This is a genomic window from Duganella alba (genome assembly GCF_009674495.1).
In the GTDB taxonomy this organism is placed as follows: Bacteria; Pseudomonadota; Gammaproteobacteria; order Burkholderiales; family Burkholderiaceae_D; genus Rugamonas; species Rugamonas alba.
On the sequence record NZ_WKJN01000001.1, the window covers coordinates 272,613 to 285,154 of the forward strand.

Here is a 12,542-nt window from a genome sequence, read left to right on the forward strand (position 1 = left end):
TTTCCTTAGCGACTGACTTTGCTGATGACGTAGCGATGCTTGCCGGATGCTTCGGCCGGAATCGCCGTCACTTCCTCAATCACGATGTCCACCGTTTCGCCCAGCCGGGCGCGGAATTGCGTGACGATGCTCAGCCGCAGCGAAGGCGGCAGGCCATCGACGCTGACCAGCAGCACGCGCGTGCAATCCAGCGTTTCCTGGATGATCTTGAAGGCGCGCACCTGCGGCAGGTCGCGCAGGATGTAGATCAGCGCCAGACCGTGCATGACCGTGCCGTCGCGCGCGACGACAAAATCGGTGACACGGCCTTCCACCCGTTGCAGCAATGGCAAACCGCGTCCGCAAGGGCAGGGCGATGGATCGAGCGCGCCGACGTCGCCGGTGGCGTAGCGGATGAAGGGAAAGTCGTAGCTGGCAAGATGGGTGATGACGATGGCGCCGCTTTCGCCCGCCGGCACCGGCTGGCCGCTGGCGTCAAGGATCTCGACGATGACGTCTTCGGCCGTGATGTGCAGGCCGCCTTCCGGGCATTCGTGGGCGATGAAACCGGCGTCGCGGCCGCCGTAGCCGTTGGCGACCGGCGCGGCGAAGGCGGCGCTCAGCAAGGCGCGCTGGTCCTCGTACAGCCGTTCGGCGGTGACGAAGACAACGCGCACACCGAGCCTGTCCAGCGCGACGCCGCGCGACTGGGCATGCTGCACCAGCAGACACATCACCGAGGGATAGCCGAACAGCATGGCCGGTCGCTGCTTCCGCAGGCGGGCCAGGTATTCGTCGAGCCGGGCCGGCGACAGGTCGAAGGCCGGCAGCAGGTCACTGCGCATCACGCGGTCGCGCCGGGCGCGCCACAGGTCCTGGGCGTGCAGTTCGATCGGCGAGCCCCACATCACCGCCTCGCGGTCGCCGATGTCGACGCCCCACCAGCGCGTGGCGCGCCATTTTGCGGCCACATCGTGGCTGATGCGCTGCTTGCCGAGATAGAAGATCAACGGTTCGCCGCTGGAGCCGCCGGTGGTGAAGCGTTTCATGTCGCCGGCGTCATCGGCGCAAAAATCGTCGCGATGGTCGTTGATGTGGGGCTTGCGCAGAATGGGCAGCAGGCGCAGGTCGCGTAGGTCGTGCACGCGCGTGGCGTCGAAGCCGGTGCGCGCATAGAGCTGGCGGTAGTAGGGAACGTGTTCGGACGCGTGCAACAGCAGCGCGCGCAGGCGCTGGAGTTGCAGTGTTTCGATCTGTTCGCGCGGCCACCATTGACTGGCTTCCATCCGCCGTCGCAGCATCGGACTGCGGTGGCGTTTGAACCATTCGTGCAGCGGGAACAGCGCGCCCGACACCAATGCTGTGTAGCCCAGCCGGCGCGGCCGGATCAGAACGCGGCGGTATTGCGCAAACAACAGCGGCGCGACGCCAGGCCAGCTGAAGCGACGCGCCGCAGCCTGGCCGGCCGCCGCCAAGCGGCGCGCCGTCGGCGCATCGGTCAGGATGGCGAGGATGGCGCGGGCCATGGCGTGCGGATCGCCGGGCGGTATCAGCAAACCATCGACATCGTCGCGGATCAGGTCCGGCACGCCGCCGACGTTGGTGCTGACCACCGGCACGGCGCTGGCCCAGGCTTCCAGTACCGAGATCGGCATGTTGTCGGCCAGACTGGGATTGAGCGCCAGATCGGCCTGGCGGTAATAGTCCGGCATGGCGGCGTTGTCGGTTTTGCCGGCGAAGTGGACGGTGGTCTGGAGCTGCAAGGCCTCGGCCAGCATTTGCAGGCGCGGCAGCTCCGGTCCTTCGCCACAGATCGTCAGGCTGGCGTGCGGCAGTTGCTTGCGCACCAAGGCGAATGCGCGCAGCGCCGTGGCATGGTCGTACAGCGGTTCCAGATGGCGGGCGATGAGAATGCCGGCGCGGCCCGGACGTTGCGGCGCGGGGATAAAGCGCTGCAGATTGACGATGTTGGGCACAATGTGCGTGGCGATGCCGTGTTGTCGAAATACCCGTGCGAGATAGGCGGACGGCACGATGACGGCGTGGGCGCGGCGCAGGCTGAAGCAGACGCTTGCCGCGCTGCGCGCCAGAAAGGCCGGCGCTTCGCCGCCGCGATAGTTGAGCACCACGCCTTTGCCGCGCAGGCGGCCGATCCAGATCGCCGGGGCCGCATGCAAATGCCAGGACCAGCCCGAGTTGGCCATCACATGCAGCAGTTGCGCGCGGCCGCTGGCGCGCCACAGATGCCAGAGGTAGGGCGGCAAGCGCAGCGCAGCGCGCAGGCCGCGTATCCGTGCCGCCCAGACGGGCCGCCACGGCGGGTTGACCTGGACCAGTTCCACGTGCGCGCCGGCCTCGCGCAGCAAGGCGGCCAATTGCACGGTCTGATTGGCCATGCCGCCGGCCGGCGGTGGCAGCGGCCCGATCAGGGCGATGCGCAGGCCGTTCATGGCGCGGGCGCCAGCAGGCGCTGGTAGATGTCGCCGTAGCGGGCGACGCTGGATTTCCAGCTGCGTTCGCTTTCGACGTAGGCGCGGGCCTGGCTGCGGAGCACGGGCCAGAGTTCCATGTGACGGATCAGATGCCGGACCTGGCCGGCAAGCGCTTCGGCGTCGCCGGCTTTGAACAGCAGGCCGGTTTTGCCGTGCTCGATCATTTCCCGGTGGCCGCCGACGTCGGAGGCGACGATCAGCCGGCCTTGCGCCATGGCTTCCAGCGGCTTGAGCGGCGTGACCAGCTCGGTCAGCCGCATCGGCAGGCGCGGGTAGATCAGGATGTCGATCAGGCTGTAATACTCGGCGATCTGGTCGTGCGCCGCGCGGCCGGCGAAAATGACCTGGTGTTGCAGGCCGAGCTGGTCCGTCAGCGCGCGCAGTGCCTGCTCCTGGGGGCCGCCGCCGACCAGCAGCAGTTGCAGCGCCGGCGTGGTCGTCAGCAGCCGTGGCAGGGCCTGCAGCAGCAAGGCCAGCCCTTCATAGGCGTAGAAGGAGCCGATGAAGCCGATCACCAGTTTTCCGCTCAATCCCAGGCGCCGCGCCAGCATGCGGTTGGGCGGCGGCGCGGCGCGAAAGCGACTGCTGTCGACCGCGTTGGGGATGACGGTGATGCGCGGCGCCGGGATGCCGCGTTGAATGATGTCGTCGCGCAGGCCTTCGCAAATGGTGGTGATGGCGTCCACCCGGCGCAAGGCGTAGGTTTCCAGCGCGCGCGTGAGCCGGTAGCGCAGGCCGCCGGGACGGCTGGTCCCGTGGTCGGCCGCGGCGTCTTCCCAGAAGGCGCGGATTTCGTAGACCACGGGAATATCCAGCGCGCGGCCCACGTGCAAGGCGGCGATGGCGTTCAGCGAGGGCGAGTGGGCGTGCAGCACGTGCGGCCGCGCCGCCGAGGCGACCTGGCGCAGGCGGCGCGCCAGGCCGGTGACCACCGCGATCTGTGCCAGGAGCGGCAGCCGCGCCCACCAGCGGCGTGCCGGCGGCGTGCGGAAGAAGTGCCAGCCATCGACCTCCTGCTCGGCCGGGGTCTCGCCCTGCTTGGCGCTGGTCAGGTGGATGGTGTCCCAGCCCATCCTGCGCTGCTGGCCGAGGATGGCCAGGGTGCGAAAGGTGTAGCCGCTGTGCAGCGGCGCGGAGTGGTCGAGGATGTGCAGGATGCGCATTATGCGGCCTGCCGTTCGAGGTGCCGGCCTGGCGTTTCCAGCATCTGGCGCAGGAAGGATTCGAACATCAGCAACGACCACAGCGGCGCGCTGTGGTCGCGCAGGCCGGACTGGTGCTGCTGCATCAACAGCTGCACATAATCCATGTTGAACATGTCGCAGCCGGACAGGACAGGGCTGCTCAGGCTGCGTTGCAGGCGCGTGCGCAATGGGCCTCGGAACCAGTCGGCCAGCGGCACGGAGAAGCCCATTTTCCGCCGATGCAGCAGTTCATCGGGCAGGTAGGGCGCCAGCGCCTGCTTGAACAGGTATTTGCCGGTGCCGCCATGCAGCTTCAACGCCGGCGGCAGGCCGGAGATCCATTCGACCAGCGGGTGATCGAGCAGCGGCACGCGCACTTCCAGGCCGTGCGCCATGCTGGCGCGGTCGACCTTGGTGAGAATGTCGCCCGGCAGGTAGGTTTTCAGGTCCAGGTATTGCACCAATGACAGCGCGTCGTTGGCGGGACAATGTTCAGCGTGGCGGCGCAGGGCGTCGACGGCGTGATAGTGGCCCAGGTCGCGCTTCAGCGCCGGACTGAAAAGTTGTGCGCGCATGTCGTCTTTCATGATGCTGACGCCATGGAAGTAGGCGGCGACGGAGTCCCGCGCCAGGGCTTGCAGCGTGCTCTTGGCGCGAAGTGGACGCGGCGCCCAATCGGCCTTGGGATACAGCCGGCCGAGGGCGCCGAACACGGGCTTGCGCAGGCCCAGCGGCAGCAGCGCGCGCCAGCGCTCTTCGTGCAGGTGCCAGCGGTAGCGGCGGTAGCCGGCCAGATTCTCGTCGCCGCCGTCGCCGGACAGGGCGACCGTCACGCGCTGGCGCGCCAGCTGGCAGACGCGGTAGGTGGGCAGGGCGGAGCTGTCGGCAAAGGGTTCGTCGTACAGCGTGGCGAGCTGATCGATGAGTGCGGCGTCGTGTTGTTGCACCTGCTGGCTGTGGTGGCGGGTCTGGTAGCGCTCGGCCACCATGCTGGCGTAGTGCGATTCGTCGAACTGCGCGTCGGCGAAGGCGATGGAGCAGGTGTTGACCGGCGCGGCCGACTGCTGCGCCATCATCGCCACCACCGCGCTGGAATCGACGCCGCCGGACAGGAAGGCGCCCAGCGGCACCTCGGCCACCATGCGGATGCGCACCGCTTCCTGCAGGCGGGCGATCAGTTCGTCTTCGAGCTGCGGCTGGCTGACGAGGTTCTGGCGCTTGAACGGCGCATCCCAGTAGCGGCGCGGCTGGCCCGGCGCGCTACCGTGGCGCAGCAGCAGCGTGTGGCCGGGTTCCAGCTTGCGGATCTGGCGGAACACGGTGCGCGGTTCGGGAATGTAGCCGTAGGCGAAATAGTCTTCGATGGCGAGCGGATCGAGATCGCGGCGCAGTTGGTCGTGCGCCAGCAGCGCCTTGATTTCCGAGGCGAAGATCAGCTGTCCGTGGTCCAGCACGGCGTAGTGCAGCGGCTTGACGCCGAGCCGGTCGCGCGCCAGGAACAGGCTGCGCTGGCGGCGGTCCCACAGCGCAAACGCGAACATGCCGCGAAAGTGCTCGACGCAGCGCGCGCCCCATTGCTCCCAGGCGTGGACGATGACTTCGGTGTCGCAATGGGTGCGGAAGGTGTGGCCGAATTGCTGCAATTCGCGCATCAGCGCGGGAAAGTTGTAGATTTCGCCGTTGTAGACGACCGCCACGCTGTCGTCTTCGTTGAACAGCGGCTGCTGGCCGCTGGCCACGTCGATGATCGACAACCGTCGATGGCCCAGTCCCAGGCCCGGCTCGCGGTGCAGGCCGCCCTGGTCCGGGCCGCGGTGGCGCTGGATATCGGTCATGCGTTGCAGCAGGCCAATGTCGATGTCGGCCTGCTGGTAGAGGTCAAAGATTCCGGCGATCGCGCACATGGCTATCCTTTCGTCGATGGCTGGTGGGTAAGGCGGTCGTAGACGGCCAAATAGGCGGCGGCCATGGCGCTCAGGCTGAACTCGGTCAGCACGCGGCGGCGGGCGCGGGCGCCGTGCTGGGCGGCCAGACCGGGCGCGCAGTAGTAGTCGGCGATGGCGGCGGCCAGCTGGCCGGGATCGCGCGGCGCCACCAGTTTTCCGGTCCAGCCCGGCTGCACCAGTTCGGGATTGCCGCCAACCGCCGTCGCCACCACCGGCAGGCCGCTGGCCATGGCTTCGAGCACGGTATTGGAGGCGCCTTCGGCCAGCGACGGCTGCACGAAGACGGTGAAGGCGCGCATCAGGCGGGCGATGTCGTCGCGCGCGCCGGGCAGCCAGGCCAGGGCCGAGGTGCCGGAAGCGCGCAGCACGTCGAGGCACGGTTGGCGGCATGGCCCGTCGCCGATGATCACCAGGCGCATGCGGCTGGCGGCCAGGCCGCCTTGCGCCAGCAGCGTCAGGAAGGCATGCACCAGCGTGATGTGGTCCTTGACTTCGGCCATGCGGCCCACGCTGCCGATGACGAAGGCCTGTTCGGTCATGAAACCCTCCGGGCCGATGGCGGCCGGCGGTCCCAGCCGGGGATGGAACTGCACGCTGTCGACGCCGTTGCTGATGTGGGTGACGCGCTGCGGCCGGGCGCCAATGGTGTCGACCAGCCAGTCTTCCAGATCCTTGCTGACGGCGATGAAATGGCCGATCAGCGGCCGCAGCATTTGCCGCAGCAGGCGGTAGCGGCGCTTGCTGCCGTCGAGATCGTTGATGTCACGGCCGTGTTCGCCGTGCACGCGCAGCCGCACGCCGGCGGCGGCGGCCAGCAGCTGGGCTTCGATGCCGGCCAGGTTGCGCGTGTGGATCAGCTGCGGCTGTAGGCGCTTGAGGGTATGGAACAGGCGCAGATAGTGCGACCAGTCCTTGCCGTGGCGCTTGTTGATGCTGACGATCTCGACACCCGGCCGCTGGATGCGCAGGCGGAAGTCGCTGGCATCCTCCAGGCAGACGATGGCATGGCGGTAGCGCTCCGGCGGCAGGTGGTTGATCAGGTTGACCAGGCCGTTTTCCAGCCCGCCGACGTCGAGGCGGTGGATCAGGTGGACGATCAGCGGCGCGGCTTCAGCGGTCGACATGGCGCAGTCCCTGGTCGATGGCGGGCAGCATGGCGGCCAGCAGATCGCGCATGGCGGCTTCGGCGTTGGCGGGCTGGTCGTCGTAGGCGGCGGCAACGACGATTTCGGCGCCGCCGTCGTTGCCGCCGGACAGCTTGGCTTTGGCCAGCAGCAGCTTGAGCAGCTGCGGGCTGGCGGTTTCGACGCCGCCCTGCCTGTACCAGCGCCAGACCAGCAGCTTGTAGTTGGCGGCCTGCTGGACCGATTGGCGGATCGCCAGGCGACGGCCCGCCACGCTGACGGTGCGTTGCGCGGCGCTGACTTCCTCCCATTGCGGCGCGCCGGAAACCACCGTGCGCTGCACCTGCGCCAGCAGTTCCGCGCCTTCGGATTGATGGCGATACCAGGTCAGTTGCAGCGTAACGGTGCGCTGGCCGTCGCTGTAACGTTGCGAGACGCGTTGTGGCCGGCCTTTGTGCAGCATGTGCCAGTCGCCGGCGCGCATCGGGCTGGCGCGCCACGGCGCGGGCGGCGCGGCCAGCGTCAACGGCGGTTCCGCCGTGGCGTCCGACGGCGCGCGCAGCACCAGCGCGGCGAGCAGCGGCCAGATGGCGCTCAAGGCAACGATGGCGACGGCGACACGGATGAATTGCGCGGTCGGGGCGACCTGCGGCGGTGCCACGCCGGTGGCCGACGCCTGCGCTGCTGGTTCGGCATCGCGCCAGTAGGCGCCGAACCAGAACAGCATGGCCATCACCACGCCAAAAAACACCCAGCCATAGATCAGGTGATCGACGCCGGAGGCCAGTTTCATATTGCTCCAGTGGCCAATCAGCACGACCATGCAGGCGCGCAGGCCGTTTGCCAGGATGGGCAGCAGCAGCGAAATGGTGATGAATATCAGCCGCTTGCCAGCGCTGTGGTAGTTGACGCCCGCATACAGCATGCCCAGCGCGAGCGACGCGATCAGGTAGCGCAGGCCGCTGCAGGCGTCGGCCACGGCCCAGTTGCCTGTGGGCAGGGCGATGAAATTATTGTCATGGAAGACCGGGATGCCAATCAGTTGTAGCAAGGCCACGGTGAAGCGGGCGGTAAAGTCGATCAGCGCCGGCATCAGCACTTCGCCAAACGGCACCGTCAGCAGGGTGTAGGCCAAGGGAAAGGCGATCGCTGTCGCCAGCGCGCGTCCCAGCACGGTGGCGACAGCGGCAATACCGGTCAGTACCAGGCAATATTGTTGCAGCACCTGCACGCTGGCGACGGCGGACAGCATCCAGACCGCGCCCAGGGCGGCGATCAGCGGCAGGCCGGGCGGCCATGGACGCCGCGCGACGGTTGCCAGCTGCGCGCGGCGGCGCCAGATCAGCCAGCCCGCGACCGGCAGGATCAGGAATCCGTGGGTGAAGGTGGCCGAGCGTATCCACAGGGTCACGATGGCGCTGACCGTGGGCAGGTGGATGATGAGCACGGCAGCCAGCGTCAACGCCAGGCAGATGTGTGCCGGCTGCAGCGAGGCGCCGGGCTGCACGGGCGTGGCATGCGGTGGCGACAGCAGGGCGGCGCGGCCGGTTTTCATGGCGCACGCTCCATTTCGGCCAGGGTGTCGAGCAGATGCGTTTCAACGCCCAGCATGCGGCCCAGCCGTTGCAGGTTGTGTTCCCAGCGGTAGTCGGCGAGGATGCGCTGGCGCGCGGCGGCGCCCATGCGCGTATCCGGCGCGTGCAACTGGCGGCAGGCGGCACTGATGAATTCGGCGCCGCCGTCGGCGCAAATGACTTCGGTGGCTGGCGTGACGGAGATGCCTTCCAGCGCTTGCGGCGAGGCGATCACAATTTTCTGCATCGCCATGGCCTCCAGCACCTTGTTCTGGACGCCCCGGGCGACGCGCAGCGGCGCGACCACCAGCGCGGCGTGCTGGAGATAGGGCCGCACATCCGGCACGGTGCCGCTGACCTGGATGCCGGGCAGCCGCAGCAAGTCGCGTACCTGCGTCGCCGGGCGTGAGCCGACGATGTGGAATTCCAGGTCCTTGTGCTGGGATAGCAGCGTGGGCATCACGCGCTCGGCAAACCAGCTGACGGCGTCGATATTCGGTTCGTAGTCCATGGCGCCGGTGAAGACGATGGCGCGCGCGGCGCCAAACGGTGACGGATGCAGCTGCTGGGGCGAGAAGTAGCCGCTGTCCACGCCGTTGCAGTAATAATCCACCTTGTCCGCCGATTCGGGCGCGCGGCGCTTGAACAGTTCGGCTTCGGCGGGGGATACCAGCAGCACGCGGTCGAATTCGGCGGCGGCCTTGCGTTCGAACTCCAGCAGCAGCCGGCCTTCGCGCCGGTACAGGCCGGAAAGCGGCCAGGGCTTGTTGTCCGCGTAGCTATGCCACTTTTCGGAATCGACGTCGACCAGGTCCAGCACGCGCCACAGCGGGCCGTGCGAGGTGCCGCACGGCAGGTATTGCGCCATCGGCCCGGAGTAGGCCAGGCAAGTGCTGATATGGCGCTCCTCCAGCGTTTTGTCGACCCAGCGTTGCAGGACGGCGTGACGGAAATACGGCAGGCTGAGCGCTTCATCGCGCAGCAAGGCGGACAAGCCGGACAGCCGTGCCCAATGCGGCGGCATGCGCACGAAGCAGCTGCTGGCGCACAGTCCGGCCAGGTGTTGCGCGTAGGCGTCGTCGTCGTCGCTGTCCAGGAAGGTGCCGAGATGGATGCGGAAGTGCTGCCGCAGATATTGCAAGGCGTGATAGGAACGGATCTTCTCCCCCTTGTTGGGCGGATAGGGCAGTCGGTGGCATAAAAAGAGCAGATCGCGCATGGCCGCTATCCCAGTTGGCGCACGATGTGCGGCCCGATCAGGTTGGCCACGGACAGCGGCAGCAGGCGCCACGCCTTGATCAGCATCTGGTAGCGCGGATTGAGCGGCTGGACCTGCTTCAACTGCTTGCTGCGGTGCAGTTGGTAGTCGTAATGCAGCGGTTCCGGCTCGAAGCCCCAGTTTTTCTTGAACGCGAATGAGCCGGTGCCGTATTTGCTGCGGCCAAAGTCAAACAGCGTGCAGCCGGCCAGGCAGGCGCGGCGCATCACCTCCCAGTACATGAAGTCGTTTCCGGCAAGGACGCGCGCCTGCGCGCCGCCGCCGCCGTAGTACGGCAGGATCTGGTCGCGGAAGCGGAAGCTCATGACGGCGCACACCGGGCGCGACGCCTGCTGGACGCACAGCACTTGGCAGTCCTCGGCGAAGACTTCCCGCAGCAGTTGGAAGTGGCGGCGGCTGAACATCGGCGTGCCGAGGTGATGCATGCTGCGGGCGTAGCAGTCGAAGAAGCGGCCGGTATCGGTTTCCACCGTGCTGGCGAGTTCGGCCGTTATGCCTTTGCGCACCATGGCGCGCTGCTTGCGCGGAATCGCCAGCATGTTTTCCTGGGGATCGGCGTGCAGGCGTTTGCGAAAGGTCGCGTAGGTATCCTGGTGCAGCCAGTCGGCGTGGTGCGGCTGCCGATGGCGGTATTCCAGGTGATCGACCTGGAGCCGGGCCGCCAGCTGTTGCGCGGCGGCGTCAACGGCCTGGGCCGCGTGAGCGTCGGTGGCCGCGATGCCGCCATAGACGCAGAACGGCAGCGAGCACAACGTGTTGCCGAACAGCCGGCTGTTGACCTGCGCCAGCGGCAGCACGGCATGCAGTTCGCCGCCGTCGTCGGCCGCGTACATGAACCAGGTGCGGTGGCCAAGGCTTTCTTCCATGATGCGCTGCCAGCCGGCGCGGTGGAAGAAGGTCGCGTTCGGGCAGCGCAGCACGAAATCGTCCCAGCGTGCGCGGTCCTGCGATGCCATCAGCCCGACGGTGTAGTGCGACATCATGCGCTTCCCAGAAAAATGTCATCGACGCGGCCCCAGCGGAAATCGGTCAGCAGCCGGTGGATGCGCGCCTCCATGCGGTGCAGATTGAGGTAGTGGCGCATCCGGGTCTTCAAACCGATGCCGGGCAGCACAGGCTGGCCGGGGTCAAGTTCCCAAGGGTGAAAGTAAAATATGCCAGCTTGCCCATCTTGCGAGTTGATGCGTCGCAAAGCCCAGCGCGAAGTGGCATAGGGCAGCAGGCGGAAATAACCGCCGCCGCCGGCCGGCAGGTTGTGGCCCAGCACACGCACGGTGCTGACGGGCAATTCCAGCAGGCCGTCGCTGCCCAGCGGGCGCCAGGCGAAGCGTGGCGCATCCGGCATGCCGTAGTGGTCGTGGCGGATCGGGTAGATGCTGGAACTGTAGCGGTAGCCCGCCTGCTGTAAACAATCCAGCGCCCAGAGGTTGGCCTGGCCGATCGAGAAGCTCGGGGCCCGGTAGCCGCGCACGGCCTGGCCGCCCAGTTGTTCCAGCAGGTTTTTGCTCAATGTGATGTCGTGGCGGAATTCGTCCGGCGTCTGCTCGCTGGCGCGCAGGTGGGCGTAGCCGTGGCTGGCCAGTTCGTGGCCTGCATCGACGATGCGGCGCACCAGCGCCGGATACCGTTCGGCGATCCAGCCCAGCGTGAAGAAGGTGGCCTGGGCCTGGTGTGCGTCCAGCAGGCCGAGGATGAGGTCGACATTGCGCTCCACCCGGCACGGCAGCCTTGGCCAGTCCGCGCGGTCGATGTGGGGCGCGAAGGCGGAGACCTGGAAATAGTCTTCAACGTCCACCGTCAGCGCGTTCATGGCCGCCGCTCCCGCCGGCTTTGCAGCCAGTTGACGGTGGCGGTCGCCACGCGTTCGGCGGCGCGGCCGTCCCAGTATTGCGGCACGCGGCCGGATTTGCCGCCGTAGCGCAGGATGTCGCGGCACAAGGCCAGGATCACCGCCGGGTCGCGGCCGGCGATGGCGTTGCTGCCCTCGGAGACGGTGATCGGGCGCTCGGTGTTGTCGCGCAAGGTCAGGCAGGGGACGCGCAGGGCGGTGGTTTCTTCCTGTACGCCGCCGGAATCGGTCAGCACCACGCAGGCGTGTTTCATCAGGCCGAGCATGTGGAGATAGGATAGCGGCGGCAGGCAGGCGATGTGTGGCGCGTCCAGCATCGCGCTCAGTTCGTAGCGCTGCAGCATGGCGCGCGTGCGCGGGTGCAGCGGGAACAGCACCGGCAGGTCGTCGCTGAGCCTGACCATGGCGGTCATCAGCGCGCGCAGCCGCTGCGGATCGTCGACGTTGGACGGACGATGCAGCGTCAGCAGCGCATACGGACCGCCGTCGCGCACAAAGCCGGCCAGATTGGCCTGGCGCAGCACCTCGGCGGCGCTGGGCGCCTTGCCTTGCTGGCGCAGCAGCGTATCGATCATCACGTTGCCGACGAAATGGATGCGGTGCGGGGAAATGCCTTCGCGCAGCAGGTTGCTGGTGCCGCTGGCTTCGCTGGTGAACAGCAACTCCGAGATCTGGTCGGTCAGCACGCGGTTGACTTCTTCCGGCATGGCGCGGTCGAAGCTGCGCAGGCCGGCTTCCACGTGCAGCACCGGGATGTTTTTCTTGGCCGCCGTCAGCGCGCAGCCGAGCGTGGAGTTGACGTCGCCGACCACCAGCACCGCCGTCGGCGCGACATGTTCGAGCACCGGCTCGAAGCGGCGCATCACTTCGGCGGTCTGGACGGCGTGGCTGGCCGAGCCCACGTCCAGGCGGAAATCCGGCGGCGTCATTTCCAGCGTGTTGAAAAATTGCGCGTCCATGTCGGCGTCGTAGTGCTGGCCGGTGTGGACCAGCACGGTTTCGACCTGGGTTTCGGACGGACTGAAGGCGCGCAGCAGCGGCGCCATCTTCATCAGATTGGGCCGGGCGGCAACCACGCAGGCGAGGCGATAGGGACGGGACATGGCAGGGCTCCG

General features: G+C 67.6%; 9 protein-coding genes. All 9 read right to left on the reverse strand.

What is annotated here, in order from left to right:
* Positions 1 to 5 precede the first annotated feature (5 nt).
* The 9 genes from GJ695_RS01185 to wecB are packed head-to-tail and all read right to left on the reverse strand — an operon-like array spanning position 6 to position 12,530.
* A complete protein-coding gene (locus tag GJ695_RS01185) occupies positions 6 to 2,429 on the reverse strand; it encodes a glycosyltransferase (protein ID WP_208023339.1) in 2,424 nt (807 codons plus the stop codon).
* Positions 2,426 to 3,634, reverse strand: coding sequence for a TIGR04063 family PEP-CTERM/XrtA system glycosyltransferase (locus tag GJ695_RS01190; RefSeq protein ID WP_154361779.1), 1,209 nt, complete (start codon positions 3,632 to 3,634; stop codon positions 2,426 to 2,428). The genes GJ695_RS01185 and GJ695_RS01190 overlap by 4 nt, the downstream gene beginning before the upstream one ends.
* Positions 3,634 to 5,559, reverse strand: coding sequence for an XrtA/PEP-CTERM system amidotransferase (locus GJ695_RS01195; RefSeq protein ID WP_154361780.1), 1,926 nt, complete (start codon positions 5,557 to 5,559; stop codon positions 3,634 to 3,636). Before GJ695_RS01195 ends, GJ695_RS01190 begins: the two co-directional genes overlap by 1 nt.
* 2 nt (positions 5,560 to 5,561) lie before the next feature.
* Positions 5,562 to 6,725, reverse strand: coding sequence for a TIGR03088 family PEP-CTERM/XrtA system glycosyltransferase (locus GJ695_RS01200; RefSeq protein WP_154361781.1), 1,164 nt, complete (start codon positions 6,723 to 6,725; stop codon positions 5,562 to 5,564).
* Entirely contained in the window at positions 6,712 to 8,280 is a 1,569-nt protein-coding gene (gene xrtA / locus GJ695_RS01205) for an exosortase A (RefSeq protein WP_154361782.1), read from the reverse strand. Before xrtA ends, GJ695_RS01200 begins: the two co-directional genes overlap by 14 nt.
* Positions 8,277 to 9,518: a TIGR03087 family PEP-CTERM/XrtA system glycosyltransferase gene (locus GJ695_RS01210; RefSeq protein ID WP_154361783.1), complete on the reverse strand. Its 1,242-nt coding sequence runs from the start codon at positions 9,516 to 9,518 to the stop codon at positions 8,277 to 8,279. Before GJ695_RS01210 ends, xrtA begins: the two co-directional genes overlap by 4 nt.
* A 5-nt stretch (positions 9,519 to 9,523) precedes the next feature.
* Positions 9,524 to 10,561, reverse strand: coding sequence for a FemAB family XrtA/PEP-CTERM system-associated protein (locus GJ695_RS01215; protein ID WP_154361784.1), 1,038 nt, complete (start codon positions 10,559 to 10,561; stop codon positions 9,524 to 9,526).
* Positions 10,558 to 11,388: an XrtA system polysaccharide deacetylase gene (locus GJ695_RS01220; protein ID WP_154361785.1), complete on the reverse strand. Its 831-nt coding sequence runs from the start codon at positions 11,386 to 11,388 to the stop codon at positions 10,558 to 10,560. Before GJ695_RS01220 ends, GJ695_RS01215 begins: the two co-directional genes overlap by 4 nt.
* Positions 11,385 to 12,530 (reverse strand): non-hydrolyzing UDP-N-acetylglucosamine 2-epimerase, encoded by a 1,146-nt coding sequence (gene wecB / locus GJ695_RS01225; protein ID WP_154361786.1) that lies wholly within the window; start codon positions 12,528 to 12,530, stop codon positions 11,385 to 11,387. The genes GJ695_RS01220 and wecB overlap by 4 nt, the downstream gene beginning before the upstream one ends.
* Between the last annotated feature and the right edge of the window lie 12 nt (positions 12,531 to 12,542).